We start from the raw sequence: 21,578 nt of genomic DNA, 5'->3' as shown, positions 1-21,578 counted from the left end.
TGCTACAGGGGCGCATACATTGATGCTTAACCTCTTGAATTGAAGGCAGCCGCCCATGATCCCGCGTTATTCCCGGCCCGAAATGGTCGCCATCTGGTCTCCCGAAACCAAGTTCCGCATCTGGTTCGAGATCGAGGCGCATGCCTGCGACGCGCTGGCCGAACTCGGCGTCATCCCGAAATCGGCGGCAAGGACGATCTGGGAAAAAGGCGGCGCCGCCACCTTCGACGTTGCCCGCATCGATGAGATCGAGGCCGTCACCAAGCATGACGTCATCGCCTTCCTGACCCACCTGGCCGAAATCGTCGGCCCGGATGCACGTTTCGTCCATCAGGGCATGACTTCGTCCGACGTGCTCGACACCTGCTTCAACGTCCAGCTGGTGCGCGCCACCGATATCCTGATCGCCGATCTCGACCGGCTGCTGGCGGCGCTGAAAACCCGCGCCTTCGAACACAAGGACACCGTCACCATCGGCCGCTCGCACGGCATCCACGCCGAGCCCACAACCTTCGGCGTCAAGCTGGCGCTCGCCTATGCCGAATTCGAGCGCTGCCGCCAGCGCCTCGTCGCCGCCCGCGAAGAAGTCGCGACCTGCGCCATCTCGGGCGCCGTCGGCACTTTCGCCAATATCGATCCGCGCGTCGAGGAACATGTCGCCGAGGCGCTTGGCCTGAAGGCCGAGCCGGTCTCGACCCAGGTCATCCCGCGCGATCGCCACGCCATGTATTTCGCCACCCTCGGCGTCGTCGCCTCGTCGATCGAGCGCCTGGCGACCGAGATCCGTCATCTGCAGCGCACCGAGGTGCTGGAAGCGGAGGAATATTTCTCGCCGGGCCAGAAGGGCTCCTCGGCGATGCCGCACAAGCGCAACCCGGTTCTCACCGAAAACCTGACCGGACTCGCCCGCATGGTCCGCTCCTACGCTCTGCCGGCCATGGAAAACGTCGCCCTCTGGCACGAGCGCGATATCTCCCACTCCTCGGTCGAACGCATGATCGGCCCCGACGCCACAGTCACCCTCGATTTCGCCCTCTCGCGTCTGGCCGGCGTCATCGAAAAGCTGCTGGTCTATCCCGAAAACATGGAGAAGAACCTCAATAAGTTCCGCGGCCTCGTCCACTCCCAGCGCGTCCTCCTGGCGCTGACCCAAGCCGGCACTTCCCGCGAAGACGCCTACCGCCTGGTCCAGCGCAACGCGATGAAGGTCTGGGAACAGGGCAAGGATTTCCTGGAAGAGCTGCTGGCGGATGCGGAGGTGCGCGCGGCGCTTTCCGAGGAGGATATTCGCGAGAAGTTCGACCTTGGCTATCATACCAAGCATGTCGACACGATTTTCCGGCGGGTATTTGGGAACGCTTGAGAAAATCCCAACCCTCGGCGTTATCCTCGGCCTTGTGCCGAGGATCTGCCACATATCAGCCGGCAGTAGATCCTCGGGAATTGTATTTAGCTTTTCTCAAGCGGCCGTTGTTTCATCTTTGAGGCTTTAGCGTTCCCAGGGCGTTTGCGCGCCTCGGTCTTTTTCGGCGTTACGGTTTCTGCGGCATCCGTCGTCCTGCACGCCTCCGTCTCGCCCCTGCCCTTGGCGGCCTTGGCGACAAGTCGGTCGAGATGCTTCAACTCATCCTCGTCGAGATTTTCGATGCCGATGAAGCGGTTTTCGGCGTGGCTCGTCAGGATGATTTCGTTGAGCTTGGCCTGGATCGCCCGCGTGTCGCGCGTCTGGGCGTTCTGCAGCACGAAGACCATCAGGAAGGTGATGATCGTCGTGCCGGTATTGATGATCAGCTGCCAGGTTTCCGAATAGTCGAAGAAGGGGCCGAGTGCGGCCCAGACGATGACGATGCTCAGCGCCAGGATGAAGATGACGGGCTTGCCCGCCCATTCCGATGTCTTGGTTGCGAAGCGGGCGAACAGATGTTTCATCGTCACCTCTGAAATCCTCCCTCGAAGCCTACGCTAAGAACTCCGAGGCAGGTTTGAGGTTCCCGGGGAAATCGGAATCCGACCCCCGGGATGAGGCTCTGTTTAGGCGATTTCCCGCGCAACCAGCTTGCGATAGAGATGCCAGGTCGCATGGCCGAGGATCGGGATGACGAGCGCAAGCCCGGCAAAGACCGGGATTGTGCCGATGACGAGCAGTGCCGCGACGATCAGGCCCCAGAGCAGCACCGGCACCGGATTGGCGACCGTGGCCCGGATCGAGGTCACGACAGCGGCGACGGCCCCGACATCGCGGTCGAGCAGCAGCGGAAAGGTGATGACGGAGATAGCCAGCACAACCAGCGCGAAGCCGAAGCCGATGAGATTGCCCCAGATGATCAGCTGCAGGCCTTGAGCCGTGCCGAAAACCTGGCGGGTGAAATCTGTCATGGAGCGCGGAAACACTTCTCCGAGAAGATTGGTGTAAAGCGTCTGTGCCGTCACCAGCCAGACGACGAAAAGGGCAAAAAGCATCAGCCCGACCACGACGATCGACGGCAGTGCCGGCGAATGGCGCACTTCGAGTGCATGCGTCCATGATGTATCGAGGCCTTCCTCGCGCCGGCGGCTGATCTCATAAAGGCCGATCGCCGCGATCGGGCCGATCAGCACGAAACCGGACATCAGCGGGAAGACCATCGGCAGAAGATTGGCGCCGGAGGTCCATAGCGTCAGGAAGATGCCGGCGATGGGGTACATCAGGCACAGGAACACATAATGCGAAGGTTTTTCTTTAAAATCGTCGAGCCCGCGCTTCAGCGCGTCGAAGACGTCAGCAATGCCAATACGATTGACGACGGGCCGCGCTAAGCTTTCGCTGGCACCCGTCATGACATGAAATGCCGCCATGGCTTTCTCCTCCTCAGCCGAGATTGGTCGGCAGCGGCACGCATCGGCGGGCAAGCCGATACGAAATCCGCAACCGGCACTGGAGCAATATAACAAATATCAAGGCGCGTGTCGCTCTCTCCCTTGACGCCCCTCTTGACATCTTCGACAGGCTTTCTCACATCGGCGGCACTATGAAAGCCTCAGACGCAGATATCCTCATCATCCCCGGCTATACCAATTCCGGCCCCGGCCATTGGCAGAGCCGCTGGGAAGCGAAGCTCAGCACGGCGCGGCGCGTCGAACAGGCCGAATGGACGAAGCCGGTCCGCGAGGATTGGATCGCCCGCATCGCCGAGGAGGTGAACGCCTCGACCCGGCCCGTCGTGCTCGTCGCCCATTCGCTGGGCGTGCCCTCGGCGATCCACGCCATCCCGCTTTTCCGCAATCGGGTGGCCGGCGCCTTCTTCGTCGCCCCGCCCGATGTAACCAATCCCGACATCCGCCCGAAGCACCTGATGACCTTCGGCCCCTACCCGCGCGAGCCGCTGCCATTCCCGTCGATCACCGTGGCGAGCCGCAACGATCCGTTCGGCAGCTACGAGCATGCCGACGATATCGCCAGCAGTTGGGGCTCCTTTCTCGTCGATGCCGGCGAGGCCGGGCATATCAATGCCGATTCCGGTCACGGTCCCTGGCCAGAGGGCACCATGGTCTTTGCCCAGTTCCTGAGCCGTCTCTCCGCTGATTGAGGAAAACCGCCTTCTCGTTAAATCAGCAGTTGCTTTCTAAGTCTTTCTTAATGGAAAGACAGCAGACTGCGCCTGAGATGATTAAGCGAGAATGCCCGTGAAGAAAGCCGATCCAGAGGCCGAGAACCCGCATGGCGATGCCACAGCGGCTGAGGCAGGCGGGGCAGCCGGCGATTCCGAACTGGCGGAACGGGAGAGCCGATGGAACCATGCGCTGGTCGGCTCGGGCCTCGGCGTATGGGATCACAACTACCGCCTCGACCGGAAATATTACTCGCCCACGTGGAAAACCATCCGCGGAATGGCGCCCGACGAGGAGGTCGCCGGCGATTACGATGCCTGGCTGCAGCTCGTCCATCCCGACGACCGGGAATTCGTCGCTCATGCCATCGAGCGCCAGAACGCCGGCGATCCGGATTATCAGATCTTCCAGTATCGTGAGCGTCACAGGGACGGCCACTGGGTCTGGATCGACTGCCGCGGCGCCTGCGTGGAATGGGACGAGAACGGTGTGCCGACGCGCATCGTCGGCACGGATATCGATATCACCGCCCGCAAGGAAGCCGAGGAGACACTGTCGCGCCTGTCGCGCCGGCTCGACCTGGCGCTGGCGATTTCCCACATCGGCGTCTTCGAGGCCGATATCGAGAATGATACGGTCGAATGGGACGATCGCCTCATCGCCATTTACGGCCTGCAGGGTGCCTCGCATCAGATCGCGGGCGATGCCTGGGCGAAAAGCCTGCATCCCGACGACCGCGAACGCGTGCTCGGCCTGGCCGGCCGCAGCGTCGAAAGCGGCAGCGATTTCCAGCAGGAATATCGCATCATCCGTGGTGACGGCGCCGAACGCATCATCCGCGCCCGCTCGGCCTTTTTCGTCGATGGCAACGGCCACCGCAAGCTGATCGGCGCCAACTGGGACGTCACCGAGGACGTCGCACTGCGCAACGAGCTGCAGCGCGCCAAGGATCTGGCGGAAGCCCGCAACCGCGAGCTCGAAGCCGCCAAGGAGAGTATCGAGCACCTGGCGCTGCACGATTACCTCACCGGCCTGCCGAACCGGCGCTATCTCGACAAGATGCTGGACGAGCGCTCGGCCGAATGCCGCGCCAAGGGCCTTGCGCTGGCGATTCTCCACATCGATCTCGACCGCTTCAAGCAGATCAACGACACGCTTGGCCACCGGGCCGGCGACGCCATGCTCCAGCACGCAGCCAATGTGCTGAGAAACTCCGTTCGTGCCGCCGATTTCGTCGCGCGCATCGGCGGCGATGAATTCGTCATCCTCTGTGCCGTCGATCCCGCCTCGAAGAAGATCGCCGGCCTCGCCGAACGCGTGATCCGCGAATTGCGCAAGCCCGTCAGATACGAGGGGCACGACTGCCGTTTCGGCGCCAGCATCGGCATCGCCGTCGACAGCGGCGCCAGGCTCGACGCCAAGCAAATCCTGCTCGACGCCGACATCGCGCTCTATCGCGCCAAGGGGCTGGGCCGCAACCGCTTCGAATTCTTCTCGGCATCGGCCCGCAGCGATATCGTCTCGGCCAAGCAGCTCGCCGACGAGATTCTGATCGGCCTCGAGCGCAACGAATTCGTGCCCTTCTATCAATTGCAGTTCGATGCCCGCACCCTCGATGTCACCGGCGTCGAGACGCTCGCCCGCTGGCAGCATCCCCGGCACGGGCTTTTGACGCCCGACCGCTTTCTCGATATCGCCGAGGATCTCGATGTCGTCTCGACGATCGATGCGCTGATCCTGGAGCGCGCCCTGGCCGACCGCCGCGCCTGGATCAAGGACGGGTTGTCGATTCCAAAAGTATCGGTCAACGTTTCCGCCCGCCGGCTTGCCGATCCCGATCTCGGCAAGAAGCTCCGCGCCCTGAAGATCGAACCCGGCGCCATCGCCTTCGAACTGCTGGAATCGATCTCGCTCGACGATTGCGACGCGCTGGTGTCGGCCAACCTCAAGAAGCTGCGCAAGCTCGGCATCGACATCCAGATCGACGATTTCGGCACCGGCCATGCCTCGATCGTCAGCCTGCTGCGCTTGAGCCCGACGACGCTGAAGATCGACCGCGAGCTGATCCGCCTGCTGCCGCAATCGGCCGAGCAGCGCAAACTGGTCGGCTCGATCATCGACATCGGCCGCTCGCTCAACATCCGCGTCATCGCCGAGGGCGTCGAGACGGCGGATCACATCCGCATCCTCGAAGGACTCGATTGCGACATGCTGCAGGGCTATGCGCTCGCCCGGCCGATGCCGGCCATGCAGATCCCTTCCTTCGTCCGCGCCGGCAGCTGGCGTCACGGGCAAACTGCCGCTCGCGCCCTGCAAGCGCAGCTTGGCCGCGCGCTGCCAAGCAGAGCTGCCAAATAAAACCTGGATAAGCGGTCCGCCATTTTGCCTTCATTCCACGCTACAGGAAAAGGCGCTAAACTCGTCTTGGGAATCCATTCGATTCTCCTGGCGGTATTCCGTAAAATCGGAAACCGGGTCCAGAAATCCCGAAAAGTGGGAAGGAGCGACAGGCGGATTGTGAAACCCACTCTTTTCCTTTAAGGGGACGCCACGAGATCGATCCACTCGCGCTATCCCAAGAGCGCCAACAACAGAGAATGACCACGATGAACCGTCGCCGCCGTATCTACGAGGGCAAGGCAAAGATTCTGTATGAGGGTCCGGAACCGGGCACCTTGATCCAGTTTTTCAAGGACGATGCCACCGCCTTCAACAAGAAGAAACATGAAGTCATCGACGGCAAGGGCGTCCTCAACAACCGGATTTCCGAATATATCTTCAGCCATCTGAACAAGATCGGCATCCCCACTCATTTCATCCGCCGGCTCAACATGCGCGAGCAGTTGATCAAGGAAGTGGAGATGATCCCGCTGGAGATCGTCGTGCGCAATGTCGCCGCCGGTTCGCTTGCCAAGCGCCTCGGCATCGAGGAAGGCGTCGTTCTGCCGCGCTCGATCATCGAGTTCTATTACAAGTCGGATGCGCTCGACGATCCGATGGTCTCCGAAGAGCACATCACCGCTTTCGGCTGGGCCAACCCGGCCGAGCTCGACGACATCATGGCGCTTGCCATCCGCGTCAACGATTTCATGACCGGTCTGTTCCTCGGCGTCGGCATCCAGCTCGTCGATTTCAAGATCGAATGCGGCCGCCTCTTCGAAGGCGATATGATGCGCATCATCCTCGCCGACGAAATCTCGCCGGACAGCTGCCGGCTCTGGGATATCGAAACCCGCGAGAAGATGGACAAGGACCGCTTCCGCCGCGATCTCGGCGGCTTGCTCGAAGCCTATTCCGAAGTCGCACGCCGTCTCGGCATCATCAATGAAAACGAGCCTGTGCGCGGCACCGGCCCGGTTCTCGTCAAGTAAGGCAGGATAGACAAAGTGATCAAGGCTCGTGTCACCGTCACGCTGAAAAACGGCGTTCTCGATCCGCAGGGCAAGGCCATCGAAGGCGCGCTCGGCGCCCTCGGCTTCTCGGGCGTCGGCCATATCAGACAGGGCAAGGTCTTCGACCTGGAGCTCGAGGGCGCCGACAAGGCGAAGGCCGAGGTCGACCTCAAGGCGATGTGCGAAAAACTGCTCGCCAATACGGTGATCGAGAACTACGCGATCGCGATCGACGGATGATCACAGACCTGCCGGCCGGCAGATTTTGAGGATTTGGCCTCATGACGAAGGCACAGCTGGAGACGGAAGTCTCGAAATATATGAGCTATGTCCTGCGCCATGCGCCCGATGCCGCCGGCTTGACGCTTGATGGTGAGGGCTGGGTGTCGTTCGACGAGCTCGAAAAGGCTTTGACGTCGAAATACGATGTCTCCCGCGCCGAGATTATCGCGATCATCGAAAACAATCCAAAGAAGCGCTTCACGCTCGTCGACAACAGAATTCGCGCGAACCAGGGTCATAGCGTCGAGGTCGATCTCGTGCTGACTGTGGTCGAACCGCCGGCAGATCTTTTCCACGGCACCTCCGCGATTGCCTGGCACTCGATCGAGCGCGAGGGCTTGAAGAAGATGCAGCGCCACCACGTGCATCTGTCGGCGGATGTCGAAACGGCGAAAATCGTCGCGCTCCGCCGCAAGGGCGAGCATGTCATCCTTCGCGTGAACGCTGCCCGCATGTTTTCAGAGGGTCATTCTTTCTTTGTCTCCGACAATGGAGTATGGCTCACCGAAAGCGTTCCAGTTCAATATCTTTCGCCAGACGCAGGGACCCCATGAAATCAGCCGTCGTTCAACTTCCGGGCCTCAACCGCGACCGCGACATGATCGCAGCCCTGACCAAGATTTCCGGCCGTGAGCCGGTAACGATCTGGCAGACGGAAGCCGAAATCCCGGATGTCGACCTGATCGTCATTCCCGGCGGCTTCTCCTATGGCGACTACCTGCGTTGCGGCGCGATCGCCGCCCGCATGCCGGTCATGCAGGCGATCATCGACAAGGCTGCAAAGGGCGTGAAAGTGCTCGGCGTCTGCAACGGCTTCCAAATCCTCGTCGAAGCCGGCCTGCTGCCCGGCGCGCTGATGCGCAATGCCTCGCTGAAATTCGTCTGCCGCGAGATCAAGCTCGAAGTGGTCAATGCCGAAACGGATTTCACCCGCGCCTACGCGCAAGGCCAGGTTATCCGCTGCCCCGTTGCCCATCATGACGGCAATTATTTCGCCGACGAAGCCACGCTGGCGAGGATCGAAGGCAATGGCCAGGTGGTCTTCCGTTATGCCGAAGGCACCAATCCCAACGGCTCGCTCAACGATATCGCCGCGGTCATGAACGAAAAGGGCAACGTGCTCGGCATGATGCCGCATCCGGAAAACCTGATCGAAGCCGCCCATGGCGGCTCGGACGGCCGTGGCCTCTTCGCCTCAGCGCTCGACGTCATCGCCGCCTGAGCCCTGCTCGTTGCCCAAAAGCGCGCGCGGTCTTGGGCAACGGCATGCACACGAAAATTTCCGTCCGGTTCGGAGCAATATTGATGCGCCATCGCCTCGCAAACCCCGCCCTGTTGACCGCTCTCGCAGCCATGCTCGCAGCCTGCCAGACGCCGGTGCCGACGACAGGCCCCAACCGCGCCGCGCTGCCGACGATGGAACGCGTGGCGCTCGGCGCCAGTGCCTGCTGGTTCAAGTCGGGTGACCCGGCTTTTGCAACCTATAAGCTCGCCCCGGAGCTTAATTCCTTCACCGGCCGGCCTCGCATCCTGCTCGTCCACAAGGGCAGCCCGGAAAGCCGGCCGCTGCTTGTCGTTCAGGCCGAGGGAAGCCCATCGCGTCTCCAGGCCTTCGGTCCGATGATGTCGGAACCGGTCGCCGGCCGCATCGTCGCCGACGTCAATCGCTGGTCGGGCGGCAACAAAGCCTGCAGCTGATCGCGGCAGCAGATCCCGATAACGCATTCAGTCCCAGAAGAACGACTTGCCGACTTCGCGTGCGGCTTCGGACTGCGACACGCCGATATCCTTGAGCTCGCTCGCCGTCAGGCCTCTCAGCGCCCGCCGGCCTTCCCGCTTCTGATGCCAGAGAAGAATTGCGGTCCAAATCCGCCCCAAACGCGTCGTCACCTCAGGAGGCGCTACGGGAAGGACGATCTGCCTCCTATCTTCATAAGAGACAATCGGTACAATCGGCATTTTGATCTCAGGCAAGGCAGACATTCCAGAAATCCTCTCGGTTTGCCACTGGAATTGACTCATACGCTTGACCGATACAATGTGCCAATATATACAATTGTCACCATGACAAATTGGCTTCCTGATCTTTCCCGCGGTTCCGGGCCGGTCTATCTCCGGCTTGCCGACAGCATTGAATCCGCCATCGCGAGCGGCGCCCTGCCCGCCGGCAGCAAATTGCCGCCGCAACGCAACCTCGCCTATGATATCGGCGTGACCATCGGCACAATCGGCCGCGCCTATGCGCTGGTGCATGAGCGCGGCCTGGTCGCCGGCGAGGTCGGCCGCGGCACCTATGTGCTGAACCGCTCCGAGACGCAGCCCGGCGAACAGACCGACCCGCTGACTGTCTCGCTCAGTGGCACCCGCGTCCAGGACGCGCCTGCCGACAAAATCCGCTTCGATACCACGGCCGCACCAGACCTCGGCCAAGGCAAGATCATAGCGGGCATCCTCGCCGAGATCGGCGAACAGCATCTCGCCGAGATTTCATCCTATTCCCGCACGTTTCCGCGCAACTGGTTCGAAGCCGGCCGTCTCTGGCTTGCCCGCAGCGGCTGGACGCCGGATGTCGAAAACTTAGTGCCGACGCTCGGCGCTCATGCGGCGGCGGTTGCAGTCATCGCCGCCGTCTCGGCGCCGGGCGACAAGATCGTCTTTGAGGATCTCACCTATACGCAGGTCAGCCGCAGCGCCCGCCTTCTCGGACGCCGCACGCTGACGGTCGATTCCGACGAACATGGGGTGATCCCGGACGATTTCGAGCGGCTCTGCCAGCAACAACATCCAAAGATCGCCTTCCTGATGCCGACCGTTCACAATCCGACGGTGACGATCATGCCGCACGAGCGGCGCGCGGCAATCGTCGCGATCGCCAGGAAACACAACGTCTGGCTAATCGAAGATGATCTCTACGGCGGCATGTCCGACGATGATACGCCACTGCTCGCCTCACTTGCCCCCGATCGCACCTTCCTGGTCAACGGCCTGTCGAAATCGGTCGCCGCCGGCGTGCGTGGCGGCTGGGTCGCATGCCCGCCGCATTTCGCCCAGCGTATCAGGGTAACGCACCGGATGATCACCGGTGGCCTGCCCTTCATCCTGGCGGAGACCTGCGCCCGCCTCGTCGAAAGCGGCATGGCGCACGAGATTCGCAAACAGAGCGTCGAGGAACTCTCGCGGCGTGTCCGGATCGCCCGCGAGCAATTGCAGGGCTTCGAGTTCGCATCGCACCTGCATGCGCCCTTCCTCTGGCTGAAATTGCCGGAGCCGTGGATGTCGGGCACGTTCAAGAACGCCGCCTTTCGGGACGGCGTGCTCGTCGATGACGAGGACGAGTTCAAGGCGGCGCGCGGGGACAAATCCTATCATCGCGTTCGCGTTGGTTTCTCCTCGCCGAAGACCGGGCAGGAGCTGATCTCCGGATTGATGATCCTGCGCCGGCTCTTGGAAAATGGCGGCTCCGCCTATGATGGCGAAATATGACCTGTTGCAAATACACGCCATAATTCCGAAAAAAACGCACACGCCTGACGAGAACGCTTTACCGCTCCTGCCCCCATGCTACCCCTTTGTTGTCTACGCTTGGTGCGAATCAAAGGACAGCAAATGAGGGTCGAGTTCGGGCGGATCGCGCAGCACTTCTTGGCGCTTGCATCAGTGGCTGCTATGGCCGGCACTTCGATGACGGGTTCGGCAGATGCCGGCGAGCAGATATTCGATGAGTTGCGTTTCGGGGTTTCTGCCTCGGTCCAATCGGGCCGTTCCGGGGAAGACGGCGTCTTCCCGGAAATTACCGCGCTCTTCGACCCTTTCGGATACGAGGAGGCCGTTGGCTGGCAGCAACAGTTGCTGCGTCCCCGTGTCCATCTCGGCACCTCGATCGGCACCGCCGGTGAAGCCACCCAATTCTTCACCGGCTTCACCTGGACGGTCGATTTCAACGACAAGCTCTTTGCCGAAGCCGGCTTCGGCGGCGTCATCCATACCGGCGACCTGGACGACGATGATGACGGCCCGGAACTCGGCTGCCGCGTCCTCTTTCACGAATATGCCGGTGCCGGCTACCGTTTCACTCCGCATTGGAACGTAATGGCCCAGATCGCCCACTCCTCGCATGCCAATCTCTGCGACGGCCCGAACGACGGCATGACGCGCGCCGGCATCCAGATCGGCTACAAGTTCTGAGCAATTGCTGCCTTTACGAAAAAAGCCTGCCCGCCCTCTGTTGACGGCGGGCTTTTTTCTGTCGCGCGCCGCCGCTACATAAGCTAAAGACAGCGCAAAACGCGCCAGGGACCTTCCGCTCATGACCATTCCAAACACCATCCCGATCACGCCGGAACTCATCGCGGGCCATGGCCTGAAGCCGGACGAGTACCAGCGCATCCTGGATTTGATCGGCCGCGAACCGACGTTCACCGAGCTCGGCATCTTCTCGGCCATGTGGAACGAGCATTGCTCCTACAAATCCTCGAAGAAATGGCTGCGCACGCTGCCGACCAAGGGGCCGCGCGTCATCCAGGGGCCTGGCGAAAATGCCGGCGTGGTCGATATCGATGACGGCGATTGCGTCGTCTTCAAGATGGAGAGCCACAACCACCCCTCCTATATCGAGCCTTACCAGGGGGCTGCGACCGGCGTCGGCGGCATTCTGCGCGACGTCTTCACGATGGGCGCGCGGCCGATTGCGGCGATGAACGCCCTGCGCTTCGGCGAACCGGATCATCCCAAGACCCGCCATCTCGTTTCCGGCGTCGTCTCCGGCGTCGGCGGCTATGGCAATTCCTTCGGCGTGCCGACGGTCGGCGGCGAAGTCGAGTTCGACGCCCGCTACAACGGCAACATCCTCGTCAACGCCTTTGCCGCCGGCATTGCCAAATCCAACGCCATCTTCCTGTCCGAAGCCAAGGGCGTCGGCCTTCCGGTCGTCTATCTCGGCGCCAAGACGGGCCGCGACGGCGTCGGCGGCGCGACGATGGCCTCGGCCGAATTCGACGAATCGATCGAGGAAAAGCGCCCGACCGTTCAGGTCGGCGACCCCTTCACCGAAAAGTGCCTGCTCGAAGCCTGCCTCGAACTGATGCAGACCGGCGCCGTCATCGCCATCCAGGACATGGGTGCGGCCGGCCTCACCTGCTCGGCCGTCGAAATGGGCGCCAAGGGCGATCTCGGCATCCTGCTCGAGCTCGACAAGGTGCCGGTGCGCGAAGAGCGGATGACCGCCTATGAGATGATGCTGTCGGAAAGCCAGGAGCGCATGCTCATGGTGCTGCAGCCGGAGAAGGAAGATGAAGCCAAGGCGATCTTCGTCAAATGGGGCCTCGATTTCGCCATCGTCGGCAAGACGACCGACGACCTGCGCTTCCGCGTCGTGCACCAGGGCGAAGAAGTCGCCAATCTGCCGATCAAGGATCTCGGCGACCAGGCGCCGGAATATGATCGCCCCTGGCGCGAATCCAGCAAGCCTGCCCCCCTGCCCGCCAATCTCGTCGCCGCACCCAAGAATTACGGTCAGGCGCTGCTGCAGCTCGTCGGCTCGGCCAACCAGTCGAGCCGCCGCTGGGTCTACGAGCAATATGACACGCTGATCCAGGGCAATTCGCTGCAGCTTCCGGGCGGTGATGCCGGCGTCGTGCGCGTCGACGGCCATAAGAGCAAGGCGCTAGCCTTCTCCTCCGACGTGACGCCGCGTTATGTCGAGGCCGATCCCTTCGAAGGCGGCAAGCAGGCGGTCGCCGAATGCTGGCGCAACATCACCGCGACGGGCGCCGAACCGCTCGCCGCCACCGACAATCTCAACTTCGGCAATCCCGAAAAGCCGGAGATCATGGGCCAGTTCGTCCAGGCGGTGAAGGGCATCGGCGAGGCCTGCCGCGCGCTCGACTTCCCGATCGTGTCGGGCAACGTCTCGCTCTACAATGAGACCAACGGCGTCGCCATCCTGCCGACCCCGACGATTGCTGGTGTCGGCCTGCTGCCGGACTGGCGCAAGATGGTTCGCATCGGCAGCGCCAATGCCGGCGACAAGGTGATCATGATCGGCCTCGACGGCAGCCATCTCGGCCAGTCCGTCTATCTCAGGGATGTGCTCGACAGCCGCGAAGGTCCCGCCCCCGAAGTGGATCTCTTCGCCGAGCGCCGCAACGGCGATTTTGTCCGCTCCGTCATCCGCAACGGCCAGGCAACCGCCTGCCACGACATTTCCTCGGGCGGCCTTGCCGTCGCGCTGGCTGAAATGGCCATGGCATCCGGCAAGGGGCTGACGATCGATCTCGGCGAATGCAAGGGTGCGTCGCATGCGCTGCTCTTCGGCGAAGATCAGGCGCGTTATGTGCTGGCGGTGCCGGCGGATGTGGCGGATTTCGTCTGTGTCAACGCGGAAGGCGCCGGCGTTCCCTTCCGCCGCCTCGGCACGGTCGGCGGAGATGCGCTCGTCGTCGGCGATCTCATTGCGCTGCCGATTCAGCAATTGCGCGATACCCATGAATCGTGGTTCCCTGATTTCATGGAAGGCCGCGGCGAACTCGCCGCGGAATGATGCGCAAGGAGTAACGATCATGGCCATGAAACCCGGCGATATCGAAGACATGATCAAGGCTGGGATTCCCGGTGCCAAGGTGACGATCCGCGATCTGGCGGGCGACGGCGATCATTACGCCGCCGAAGTCGTCGCCGAAGCCTTCCGCGGCAAGAGCCGCGTGCAGCAGCACCAGATGGTCTACGAAGCGCTGAAAGGCAATATGGGTGGCGTATTGCACGCGCTCGCATTGCAGACCTCGGCGCCGGATTGACATTTGAGGTAGCCCGCCACCCTCTCCGCTTCTCACTCCTATGACAAATACGGTGGTAAGGGAGGCATAGAAACTGCCGGCTATGAACCTGCTGTAGTGTCTCTTTGGACAGTCGCAGCGAGTTTGGCGAGAACGCCAACCACACTCTCCGTTATCCCAGGCCTTGAGCCTGGGACCCATGCGACTGCTGCTGATGGATGCGGTGTGGATGCTCGGCTCAAGGCCGAGCATGACGGCGGGCGGGGTCGGCTGTGGTGGTGAACGCCCATTGATCTCGACGCCCTGACGGCCGGGAACTAAGTCGAGTCCCCATAAAGAACCCGCCCAACGCACTCGGTGTAAACGCTATACGTCCATCGCTACCAAGGTACTCGGGCCTTCAGGCCGGCAACCTGTCCTGCTCCGGATAAGCAAACACCGAAGCCGGCATCGGCCCCGATGTCATCAGCGTGAAGTCGAAGGACGCTTTCAAATCCGGCCCCAGCACATATTGCCGATGGACGCGTAGCTGATCCTTGCGGATCTTGCGGTAATGTTCGCGCGTCAGCATCTGCTTGACGCGGATCAGGAGCATCTTCGCCGGGGGCGCGTCCGGGTGGCCGCAGACGGCTACAACCGGTACTTTGTAGAAATTGATCGAGTCAGTCAGGCACTGCACATCGAGCCACGAAATCTCCGGGCAGCGGGCAATCAAGCCGACGCGGGCGCGCAGGAGGCTTGCCGATGACAGTAGCGCGCATTGCAGAATGGCGCTGCCGAGCGTTGCAAACACCACGCGTTTGCCCCTGAATATCTCCGGCTCCCTTTCCAGCAATATGCCGATGACATGGGCGGCCACGTTCGATCCCATGCTGTGCGAGGAGATCACATATTCATCCGCTTCCTCATCAAGCGCCTTGCGCACGGCGGTGGCCCGGTCCTCCAGCCAGTCGTTGAAATCGGCCCGGTGCATGCGGCCGAGCGCCACCGCCATTTGCCAATCGGCAAAGAGATGCAGCGTGTGGAAACGTTCGGAAAACGGCAGGAAGGCGAAGATGAAGAAGCAGAGCGCCAGCGGCCCGCTCCAGAGCATGTGCCAGGGCGAAAAGCCGAGACTGTAGGGCGTGACGGCGATCTGCGCCGTCAGCGCGATCGCCAGCGCCGTCAGCAAGAACGGAAAGAGGAAGAACAGGCCGAAGCGCCAGGCATGACGGAAATAGCCCCGCATGCCGCCTTCGAGCATGATCTGGGCGCAGCTGCGAAAACCTGCAGCGATCTGGCTCAGCGAATTGCCGCTGCGCAGCCTGCGTACGAACATGTCGTGATCGACCATGTGGATCCGGCTCTTCGTCCGCCAAGTGGCAGGAGCAGGGTCTTCCCCGGGCGCCGCCCCGGCTGCCCCGGGCGCCATCTCGGGTGCCCCAAGCGCCGCGCCGCTGGTCGTAACCTCGAAACTGAGGGGATCGCTGCCGCCGTCCGGCGTCCCGACCTCGAGCGAGTAGCCCCAAACGGCGGAGCTCTGCCTGGCTGAACGCTCGTAACGCGCCCGGTGGGCAACGCCGTCAAGCGGCTCGAAGCCCGGAAAATGCAGGACGACCCGCTTTTTTATCAATCTCATTCCGCTCTTTCGGCCGGGCGAATGGCCGGCATGTTCGTGCGATCCGGCTGCTGTGGCGCCGATCTCGGCGAAAAAGCAGGTATGGTCTCGAAGGCGTCTTGCTAACCGAAGTCATCAGGAATTCAATAGCAGCCATGTCGTTTCCACAGTGAACGGAGGGGTTTTGTGGCCGATCTTGTCAAAGAATTGATATCAGGCGTCGTCGATAGCGTGCTGAAGGAAATCCTGAAGAAAACCACCGGCCGCATCACGACGAAGCGCAGAAGGCGCAAGGCGCGCCCCGCCGCGACAACGGCTGCCGCCCGAAAGACGACCTCCGCCAAGCGCAAACCTGGCCGCAAACAGGTCAGCAAGCGACGCACAGCCGCCGGTCGCAGCCGCCAGCGCCGCAGCTGAGGCATGACGCAATTATCCGACCGTTGAACTAGGCCCCTCGGCGACGTCGAAATTGACCGGATGCAGGCCCATCCAGCCCAACAACCGTAACGTGATAGCAACATCGCCGAAGTGGTCTGACCAGATTGGTCTTTTTTTGGTTTAGGCGTCTGGAATTCCTGCTGTCACATGCTATCTAAGGACAACGATTGAAACGGTGGGCCTTTAACCCGCCCGTTGAAAGGATCAGGTCTCATGAGCGGCATTCACGAATTCATCGACAACGAAATCAAGAGCAACGACGTCGTCCTCTTCATGAAGGGCACGCCGCAGTTTCCGCAGTGCGGTTTCTCCGGCCAGGTCGTGCAGATTCTCGATTACATCGGCGTCGACTACAAGGGCATCAACGTGCTCGCCGATTCGGAGATCCGCCAGGGCATCAAGGATTATTCCAACTGGCCGACGATCCCGCAGCTTTACGTAAAGGGCGAGTTCATCGGCGGCTGCGACATCGTCCGGGAAATGTTCCAGGCCGGTGAGCTGCAACAGCATCTCCAGGAAAACGGCGTCACCGTTCGCGGCGCCGCCTGACCGGTCACCGGACGTCCGCCCGGTTTCCAAATCTGTTTCTCGAGTTCGAGGCGCTGCAGCCAGCAGCGCCTTGACCTGTTTATGGGAATTTCATTGTGACAGATTCATCACAAGCCGTGTCCGCGGGCCGCCTGCCCATGGGCAAGCGTGAATTCATCGCGCTCGCCGCCTTTCTGATGGCCGTTAACTCTTTGGCGATCGATATCATGCTGCCGGCGCTGCAACAGATTGGGGCGAGCCTCGGCGTCGAAAGCGAAAATCATCGACAATTCGTCGTCTCCACCTATCTGCTCGGTTTCGGCTGCGCTCAGCTGTTCTACGGGCCGCTCTCCGACCGTTTCGGCCGCCGCACGCCGCTGTTGATCGGTCTCGTCATCTACATCCTGTCCGCCATCAGTATCGTTTTCGTCCCCTCTTTTGCGGGGTTGCTCGCCCTGCGCTTCCTGCAGGGCGTTGGTTCGGCCGCAACCCGCGTCATCACCGTCTCCATTGTCCGCGATATCTATGGCGGCCGGCAGATGGCCGAGGTCATGTCCCTGATCATGATGGTCTTCATGATCGTGCCGGTGATCGCGCCCGGCGCCGGCCAGGTCGTCATGTTCTTCGGCAACTGGCACCTGATCTTCCTCTTCATTGCCGCCATGGCGACCGGTATCGCCGTCTGGGCCTACATCCGCCTGCCGGAAACCCTGCATCCGCAGAATGTCCGCCCCTTCACCGCCCGCTCGATCTTCGGCGCCTTCAAGCTGGTGCTGACCAATCGCGTGGCGCTCTGCTACACGATCGCCAGCACGTTCATCTTCGGCGCGCTGTTCGGCTTCATCAATTCCGCCCAGCAGGTCTATGTCGGCATTTACGGTCTCGGCGTCTATTTCCCCGTCGCCTTCGCCGGCGTGGCGATCTTCATGTCGCTGTCGTCCTTCTTCAACTCGCGCTTCGTCGGCAAGCTCGGCATGCGTCGCCTGTCGCACGGCTCGCTGATCGGCTTCATCGCCATCAACACCATCTGGCTGATCGTCCAGATGGCGAGTTCCGAGCCGATGCCCTTCGCCTTGTTCATCACCTTCTTCGGTCTGGCCATGTTTCAGTTCGGCTGGATCGGCTCGAACTTCAACTCGCTTGCCATGGAGCCTCTCGGCCATGTGGCCGGCACCGCCTCCTCCGTGCTCGGCTTCATGAGCACGGTCGGCGGCGCCATCATCGGCGCCGGCATCGGCCAGGCCTTCGACGGCACGGCGCTGCCGATGGTCGCCGGTTATTTCGCTGTCTCGATCGCCGGGTTGGTCTTCGTGCTGATTGCCGAGAAGGGCCGCCTGTTCCAGCAGCACAATCCGGCCGTTTGAAAGGCCGACCTCGTCCGCATCCAGGATTTCACCACATGACGCCGCCACATAAACTGCACCAGGAAAACCAAGGCTCCCGCCGCATCGGCATGGGCTTCGGTGAATTCGTCGTCACCATTGCGATCATGACGGCCAGCATCGCCATGGCGATCGACAGCATGCTGCCGGCCTTACCCAATATCGGCCGCTCCCTCGGCGTCACCAGCACCAACGACGCCCAGCTCATCATCGGCGTCTTCTTTCTCGGCTTCGGCGTTTCGCAGATATTCTTCGGCAGCCTTTCCGACACCTTCGGCCGCCGCAACATCCTGCTCGGCGGCCTCGCCTGCTATGTGGTCGGCATGTTTGCCGCTGCCGCCACCGGCAGCTTCGAAATGCTGCTCCTCATGCGCTTCGTTCAGGGCGTCGGCGGCGCGGCGGTGCGCATCACCACCATGGCCATCGTCCGCGACTGCTTCGGCGGTCGCGAAATGGCCCGCGTCATGTCCTATGTCATGATCGTCTTCATGATCGTGCCGATCGTCGCACCCTCGGTGGGCCAGCTCATCATCCTCTATGCCAACTGGCATTGGATCTTCATCCTGCTCGGCGCCGTCGCCACCATCCTCTTCGTCTGGGCACTTCTGCGGCTGAAGGAATCGCTGCCGCCGGAAGAACGCCTGCCGCTGTCGGTCAACTCGGTCACGGACGGCTTCAAGACCGTGCTCACGAACCGCATCACATGCGGCTACATGATCGGTCTTACGATGTTCACGGGCGTCATCAGCGCCTACGTGATTTCGGTGCAGCAGGTCTTCGGCGAAGTTTACGGGCTCGGCGATTGGCTGCCGATCGCCTTTGCGGCGACCGCCGGCGGCATCGCAGTGGCGAATTTCGCCAACGGCTTCTTCGTTCGCAAATTCGGCATGCGCCGCATTTCGCATGCCGCGCTGCTGATCTTCACGGCACTGTCGGCAATCGGCTTTCTCATTGCGCTGGCGGGCAAGGCGGATTTCGCCACGGCCTACGCCATCTTCTCAATCGTGCTGATGATGTTTGCCGTGATCGCCACCAATTTCACCGCCATCAGCCTCGAGCCGATGGGCAATCTCGCCGGGACGGCGACCGCCATTACCGGCTTCGTCTCGACGACGGCAGGCGCCATCCTCGGCGGCCTGGTCGGCCAGATGTTCAACGGCACGGTGCAGCCTCTCTTCGGCGGCTTCGCGCTCTTCGGCCTGGTGACGATCGCAGCCACCCTCTGGGCCGAGAACGGCAAGCTCTTCACCCATCCCGGAGACAGCCCGCAGCTCGATCCGGGTGCGGCGCACCTCTGATATCGAAATCATTGGCGTCAGCGCGAAAGGCATTTCCGATGGACGACCGAATTCTGATCAGGCCTTACGCGCCAAGCGATTCGGACGCGACGATCGAGATTTTTCTGCGCGCCATTCGGGAGGTTTCCTCGAAGGACTATTTGCCCGCTCAGATCGAGGCTTGGGCGAAGGTGGAAGATCGCAGCTTATGGGCGCAGCGCCGGATAAACAGGCCTGGCTGGATCGCGGAAATCGATGGAGTGCCGGTGGGATTTTCCGACCTCACCGGTGACGGCTGCCTGGACATGCTGTTCGTGCACCCTGAATTTCAGGGGCTCGGAATCGCAAGCCGCCTGTTGAGCAGGGTCGAGAAGGAAGCGTTGAACCTCGGATTCACGCGAATTTATACCGAAGCGAGCCGAACCGCCCGACCGTTTTTCGAGCGCAGAGGTTTCCGCGTGATAGCGAGGCAAACCGTCGAAAAACGCGGGCAAAGCCTGGAAAACTTCCGCATGGAAAAGCTTTACACGGAATAGGGCGCGAGCCGCCGATACACCTTATCCGAATGAACTCGGCAATTCCGTCGCAGATACGGCCGCAAAATCAGCGCTCTGCGGCCGATTTTCATGCGTTCAAACAGTAACCACCTCACGGCGCAGAACCTCCCATGAGGCCTTGTCGGGGGCAATCAGCAGCCCGCCGTCGAGATGGTGTGGCAGGTAGGAAGAACCGTCGAAACGGGCGGCATGGGCGCCGGCCTCCTGGGAAATGAGCGTGCCGGCGAGATGATCCCAGGGCATCAGCTTGTTGTACATGAGGTAATGCACATGGCCGCCCGCAAGGGTGCGGTATTCATGGGCCGCGCAGCGGTAGTTGGTGAGGAAGCGCACCTTGGCGAGATTGCCGAGGATCTCAGCCCGCTTCTCCTGCGGCAGGTAGCCGGTGGAGGCCATGCCGACCATCTGGTCGAGCGCGACAGGCTCGGCCGCGCGCAGCCGCCGCGCTTCGCCATCCGGCCGCCGCAGCCAGGCGCCGCTTCCCTTTTCCGCCATCACCCAATCGTCGCCCACCGGATCGTAGATGATGCCGGCAATCGTCTCGCCGCCGGAAACGACCGACGCCATGACGCCGAAGGCCGGGATGCCGGCGGCGAAATTGAACGTGCCGTCGACCGGATCGACAACAATGGCGAGATCGGCATCGGCGAGCCTGCCGAGCAGTGCCGGCTCGGCCGCGACCGATTCTTCGCCGACGAACAGGGCGGCCGGCCAGAGCCGTTCGGCTTCCGCCTTGATCATCCGCTCGGCCTGCTCGTCGGCCTCGGTGACGAGATCGGTCGCCTCGCTCTTGGCGCGCACATCATCCCGGCCAAGCCGCCGGAAGCGCGGCAGAATCTCCGCCTTCGCCGCCCGGCGCAAGAGATCGGCAAGAGCGGTCACGTCGACAGTCGCAGTCATGTCAAATCCTTTCGAGAAGCGTGTCAAATCAGATGCCGATGATCTCGCGGCGGATCAGCTGCCAGCTGTCCCTGTCGGGTGCTGAGATAATACCGCCCGTCGTCTCGCCGGGGCGATAGGGGGTGCCGTCGAATTTCGCCGTATGGCCGCCGGCCTCCTGATGCGCGAGCACGCCGGCCAGGTGATCCCAAGGCATCAGCTTCGCATGGCCGATGAAATGCAGCTTGCCGGAGGCGACCATCCAATATTCGTAGGCCGAGCAGTTGAAAGCGAAGGTCATCCTGATCTTCGAGAGGTTGGAGCAGATGCGCGAGCGATCCGGGTCGTCCATATGGCCCCATGAAATGCCGCCGACCATCTGGCTCAGGGCGGCGGGCTCCGCCACCTTGAGCCGGCTCGATTGGCCGTCCTGTCGCGTCAGGTAGGCGCCCGCTCCCTTGATCGCCGTCACCGTGTCGCCGAGGACGGGATCATGAATGATGCCGGCGACCGTCTCGCCCCTGATGGTGACCGCGAGCATCGTCCCGAAGACGGGAAGCCCGGCGGCGAAATTGAAGGTGCCATCGACAGGATCGACGACGAAGGCGAGCTCGGCGTCGGCAAGGGCCGGAACGACGGACCGATCGGCGTCATAGGCTTCCTCGCCGACAACGAGTGCTGCGGGAAAACGCCCTTTCAGCGCCGCGGTGATCCTGTGTTCGGCGTGCACGTCCGCCTCCGTCACCAGGTCGATTGCCGAGGTCTTTTCCGAAACGTCGGCAGTGCCGAGATTGCGAAAACGCGGCATGATTTCGGCGCGTGCCGCCTCCCTGACGCTATCGCCAAGAAACAGAATATCCTTATCTGAAATGCTCATGCGAAATCATG

Annotated in this window: 23 protein-coding genes; 17 read left to right on the top strand and 6 right to left on the bottom strand. The window is 61.9% G+C overall.

Features of this window, described 5'->3' with window-relative positions:
* Positions 1–55 precede the first annotated feature (55 nt).
* Entirely contained in the window at positions 56–1,363 is a 1,308-nt protein-coding gene (gene purB / locus MHI61_RS12090; protein ID WP_222144218.1) for an adenylosuccinate lyase, read from the top strand.
* Between the two features lie 86 nt (positions 1,364–1,449).
* On the opposite strand, the gene MHI61_RS12085 is transcribed toward purB, so the two are convergent.
* Together MHI61_RS12085 and MHI61_RS12080 are read right to left on the bottom strand one after the other, a co-directional pair.
* Entirely contained in the window at positions 1,450–1,929 is a 480-nt protein-coding gene (locus tag MHI61_RS12085) for a low affinity iron permease family protein (protein WP_039619964.1), read from the bottom strand.
* A gap of 102 nt (positions 1,930–2,031) precedes the next feature.
* Positions 2,032–2,835, bottom strand: a complete 804-nt coding sequence (locus tag MHI61_RS12080; RefSeq protein WP_239792187.1) for a DUF2189 domain-containing protein — start codon at positions 2,833–2,835, stop codon at positions 2,032–2,034.
* A gap of 173 nt (positions 2,836–3,008) precedes the next feature.
* Here MHI61_RS12080 and MHI61_RS12075 point away from each other — a divergent pair, with 173 nt between their 5' ends.
* The 7 genes from MHI61_RS12075 (at position 3,009) to MHI61_RS12045 (ending at position 8,960) form a co-directional block, all read left to right on the top strand.
* Complete coding sequence (locus tag MHI61_RS12075) at positions 3,009–3,566, top strand: alpha/beta hydrolase (RefSeq protein ID WP_064685495.1); 558 nt, start codon at positions 3,009–3,011, stop codon at positions 3,564–3,566.
* 91 nt (positions 3,567–3,657) lie between these two features.
* Positions 3,658–5,946 carry an EAL domain-containing protein gene (locus MHI61_RS12070; protein ID WP_239792186.1) on the top strand — a complete coding sequence of 763 codons (2,289 nt, stop codon included), beginning with the start codon at positions 3,658–3,660 and terminating at the stop codon, positions 5,944–5,946.
* Between the two features lie 248 nt (positions 5,947–6,194).
* Positions 6,195–6,959 (top strand): phosphoribosylaminoimidazolesuccinocarboxamide synthase, encoded by a 765-nt coding sequence (gene purC / locus MHI61_RS12065; RefSeq protein WP_004676256.1) that lies wholly within the window; start codon positions 6,195–6,197, stop codon positions 6,957–6,959.
* Between the two features lie 15 nt (positions 6,960–6,974).
* On the top strand, positions 6,975–7,220 hold the full coding sequence (purS, locus tag MHI61_RS12060; protein WP_239792185.1) for a phosphoribosylformylglycinamidine synthase subunit PurS: 246 nt from the start codon (positions 6,975–6,977) through the stop codon (positions 7,218–7,220).
* 41 nt (positions 7,221–7,261) lie between these two features.
* Positions 7,262–7,816 (top strand): RNA 2'-phosphotransferase, encoded by a 555-nt coding sequence (locus MHI61_RS12055; protein ID WP_239792184.1) that lies wholly within the window; start codon positions 7,262–7,264, stop codon positions 7,814–7,816.
* Positions 7,813–8,484 (top strand): phosphoribosylformylglycinamidine synthase subunit PurQ, encoded by a 672-nt coding sequence (purQ, locus tag MHI61_RS12050; RefSeq protein ID WP_239792183.1) that lies wholly within the window; start codon positions 7,813–7,815, stop codon positions 8,482–8,484. Before MHI61_RS12055 ends, purQ begins: the two co-directional genes overlap by 4 nt.
* Positions 8,485–8,567: 83 nt before the next feature.
* Entirely contained in the window at positions 8,568–8,960 is a 393-nt protein-coding gene (locus tag MHI61_RS12045) for a hypothetical protein (RefSeq protein WP_239792182.1), read from the top strand.
* Positions 8,961–8,987: 27 nt separating this feature from the next.
* Here MHI61_RS12045 and MHI61_RS12040 read toward each other — a convergent pair whose 3' ends face one another.
* Positions 8,988–9,245: a DUF1127 domain-containing protein gene (locus MHI61_RS12040; protein ID WP_239792181.1), complete on the bottom strand. Its 258-nt coding sequence runs from the start codon at positions 9,243–9,245 to the stop codon at positions 8,988–8,990.
* 81 nt (positions 9,246–9,326) lie between these two features.
* Here MHI61_RS12040 and MHI61_RS12035 point away from each other — a divergent pair, with 81 nt between their 5' ends.
* The 4 genes from MHI61_RS12035 (at position 9,327) to MHI61_RS12020 (ending at position 14,053) form a co-directional block, all read left to right on the top strand.
* Positions 9,327–10,745 (top strand): PLP-dependent aminotransferase family protein, encoded by a 1,419-nt coding sequence (locus MHI61_RS12035; RefSeq protein WP_239792180.1) that lies wholly within the window; start codon positions 9,327–9,329, stop codon positions 10,743–10,745.
* 123 nt (positions 10,746–10,868) lie between these two features.
* Complete coding sequence (locus MHI61_RS12030; RefSeq protein ID WP_239792179.1) at positions 10,869–11,447, top strand: acyloxyacyl hydrolase; 579 nt, start codon at positions 10,869–10,871, stop codon at positions 11,445–11,447.
* Positions 11,448–11,568: 121 nt separating this feature from the next.
* Positions 11,569–13,800 carry a phosphoribosylformylglycinamidine synthase subunit PurL gene (gene purL, locus MHI61_RS12025; RefSeq protein WP_239792178.1) on the top strand — a complete coding sequence of 744 codons (2,232 nt, stop codon included), beginning with the start codon at positions 11,569–11,571 and terminating at the stop codon, positions 13,798–13,800.
* Between the two features lie 19 nt (positions 13,801–13,819).
* Entirely contained in the window at positions 13,820–14,053 is a 234-nt protein-coding gene (locus MHI61_RS12020) for a BolA family transcriptional regulator (RefSeq protein WP_004676237.1), read from the top strand.
* Positions 14,054–14,432: 379 nt separating this feature from the next.
* Here MHI61_RS12020 and MHI61_RS12015 read toward each other — a convergent pair whose 3' ends face one another.
* Positions 14,433–15,650 carry a hypothetical protein gene (locus tag MHI61_RS12015; protein ID WP_239792177.1) on the bottom strand — a complete coding sequence of 406 codons (1,218 nt, stop codon included), beginning with the start codon at positions 15,648–15,650 and terminating at the stop codon, positions 14,433–14,435.
* A 165-nt stretch (positions 15,651–15,815) separates the two neighbouring features.
* Here MHI61_RS12015 and MHI61_RS12010 point away from each other — a divergent pair, with 165 nt between their 5' ends.
* The 5 genes from MHI61_RS12010 (at position 15,816) to MHI61_RS11990 (ending at position 19,790) form a co-directional block, all read left to right on the top strand.
* Positions 15,816–16,046, top strand: a complete 231-nt coding sequence (locus MHI61_RS12010) for a hypothetical protein (protein WP_239792176.1) — start codon at positions 15,816–15,818, stop codon at positions 16,044–16,046.
* Positions 16,047–16,280: 234 nt separating this feature from the next.
* The gene (grxD, locus tag MHI61_RS12005; RefSeq protein ID WP_009994514.1) at positions 16,281–16,616 is read left to right on the top strand and encodes a Grx4 family monothiol glutaredoxin; all 336 of its coding nucleotides are present in this window, start codon (positions 16,281–16,283) and stop codon (positions 16,614–16,616) included.
* A gap of 137 nt (positions 16,617–16,753) precedes the next feature.
* Positions 16,754–17,959 (top strand): multidrug effflux MFS transporter, encoded by a 1,206-nt coding sequence (locus tag MHI61_RS12000; protein ID WP_097605428.1) that lies wholly within the window; start codon positions 16,754–16,756, stop codon positions 17,957–17,959.
* Between the two features lie 35 nt (positions 17,960–17,994).
* Positions 17,995–19,275: a multidrug effflux MFS transporter gene (locus MHI61_RS11995; protein ID WP_239792175.1), complete on the top strand. Its 1,281-nt coding sequence runs from the start codon at positions 17,995–17,997 to the stop codon at positions 19,273–19,275.
* A 38-nt stretch (positions 19,276–19,313) separates the two neighbouring features.
* Positions 19,314–19,790 carry a GNAT family N-acetyltransferase gene (locus tag MHI61_RS11990; RefSeq protein WP_239792174.1) on the top strand — a complete coding sequence of 159 codons (477 nt, stop codon included), beginning with the start codon at positions 19,314–19,316 and terminating at the stop codon, positions 19,788–19,790.
* A 96-nt stretch (positions 19,791–19,886) separates the two neighbouring features.
* Here MHI61_RS11990 and MHI61_RS11985 read toward each other — a convergent pair whose 3' ends face one another.
* Complete coding sequence (locus MHI61_RS11985; RefSeq protein ID WP_239792173.1) at positions 19,887–20,711, bottom strand: inositol monophosphatase family protein; 825 nt, start codon at positions 20,709–20,711, stop codon at positions 19,887–19,889.
* 28 nt (positions 20,712–20,739) lie between these two features.
* Positions 20,740–21,567, bottom strand: a complete 828-nt coding sequence (locus MHI61_RS11980) for an inositol monophosphatase family protein (protein ID WP_239792172.1) — start codon at positions 21,565–21,567, stop codon at positions 20,740–20,742.
* Between the last annotated feature and the right edge of the window lie 11 nt (positions 21,568–21,578).

The sequence above is a fragment of the Rhizobium sp. K102 genome (assembly GCF_022385315.1).
Classification (GTDB): Bacteria; Pseudomonadota; Alphaproteobacteria; order Rhizobiales; family Rhizobiaceae; genus Rhizobium; species Rhizobium croatiense.
The sequence above is the reverse complement of the archived record's forward strand: the minus strand, read 5'-3'. Positions and strand labels throughout refer to the sequence as shown.

Bases quoted from the DNA above. Each gene is read 5' to 3' on its own strand.
- MHI61_RS12080 (WP_239792187.1), bottom strand. From the start codon at position 2,835: ATGGCGGCATTTCATGTCATGACGGGTGCCAGCGAAAGCTTAGCGCGG.
- purL (WP_239792178.1), top strand. From the start codon at position 11,569: ATGACCATTCCAAACACCATCCCGATCACGCCGGAACTCATCGCGGGC.
- MHI61_RS12045 (WP_239792182.1), top strand. From the start codon at position 8,568: ATGCGCCATCGCCTCGCAAACCCCGCCCTGTTGACCGCTCTCGCAGCC.
- MHI61_RS12055 (WP_239792184.1), top strand. From the start codon at position 7,262: ATGACGAAGGCACAGCTGGAGACGGAAGTCTCGAAATATATGAGCTAT.
- MHI61_RS12030 (WP_239792179.1), top strand. From the start codon at position 10,869: ATGAGGGTCGAGTTCGGGCGGATCGCGCAGCACTTCTTGGCGCTTGCA.
- purC (WP_004676256.1), top strand. From the start codon at position 6,195: ATGAACCGTCGCCGCCGTATCTACGAGGGCAAGGCAAAGATTCTGTAT.
- purB (WP_222144218.1), top strand. From the start codon at position 56: ATGATCCCGCGTTATTCCCGGCCCGAAATGGTCGCCATCTGGTCTCCC.
- MHI61_RS12070 (WP_239792186.1), top strand. From the start codon at position 3,658: ATGCCCGTGAAGAAAGCCGATCCAGAGGCCGAGAACCCGCATGGCGAT.
- MHI61_RS12075 (WP_064685495.1), top strand. From the start codon at position 3,009: ATGAAAGCCTCAGACGCAGATATCCTCATCATCCCCGGCTATACCAAT.
- MHI61_RS12035 (WP_239792180.1), top strand. From the start codon at position 9,327: ATGACAAATTGGCTTCCTGATCTTTCCCGCGGTTCCGGGCCGGTCTAT.
- MHI61_RS11995 (WP_239792175.1), top strand. From the start codon at position 17,995: ATGACGCCGCCACATAAACTGCACCAGGAAAACCAAGGCTCCCGCCGC.
- MHI61_RS12085 (WP_039619964.1), bottom strand. From the start codon at position 1,929: ATGAAACATCTGTTCGCCCGCTTCGCAACCAAGACATCGGAATGGGCG.
- MHI61_RS12000 (WP_097605428.1), top strand. From the start codon at position 16,754: ATGGGCAAGCGTGAATTCATCGCGCTCGCCGCCTTTCTGATGGCCGTT.
- purQ (WP_239792183.1), top strand. From the start codon at position 7,813: ATGAAATCAGCCGTCGTTCAACTTCCGGGCCTCAACCGCGACCGCGAC.
- MHI61_RS11980 (WP_239792172.1), bottom strand. From the start codon at position 21,567: ATGAGCATTTCAGATAAGGATATTCTGTTTCTTGGCGATAGCGTCAGG.
- grxD (WP_009994514.1), top strand. From the start codon at position 16,281: ATGAGCGGCATTCACGAATTCATCGACAACGAAATCAAGAGCAACGAC.
- MHI61_RS12040 (WP_239792181.1), bottom strand. From the start codon at position 9,245: ATGTCTGCCTTGCCTGAGATCAAAATGCCGATTGTACCGATTGTCTCT.
- MHI61_RS11990 (WP_239792174.1), top strand. From the start codon at position 19,314: ATGGACGACCGAATTCTGATCAGGCCTTACGCGCCAAGCGATTCGGAC.
- MHI61_RS11985 (WP_239792173.1), bottom strand. From the start codon at position 20,711: ATGACTGCGACTGTCGACGTGACCGCTCTTGCCGATCTCTTGCGCCGG.
- MHI61_RS12020 (WP_004676237.1), top strand. From the start codon at position 13,820: ATGGCCATGAAACCCGGCGATATCGAAGACATGATCAAGGCTGGGATT.
- MHI61_RS12015 (WP_239792177.1), bottom strand. From the start codon at position 15,650: ATGAGATTGATAAAAAAGCGGGTCGTCCTGCATTTTCCGGGCTTCGAG.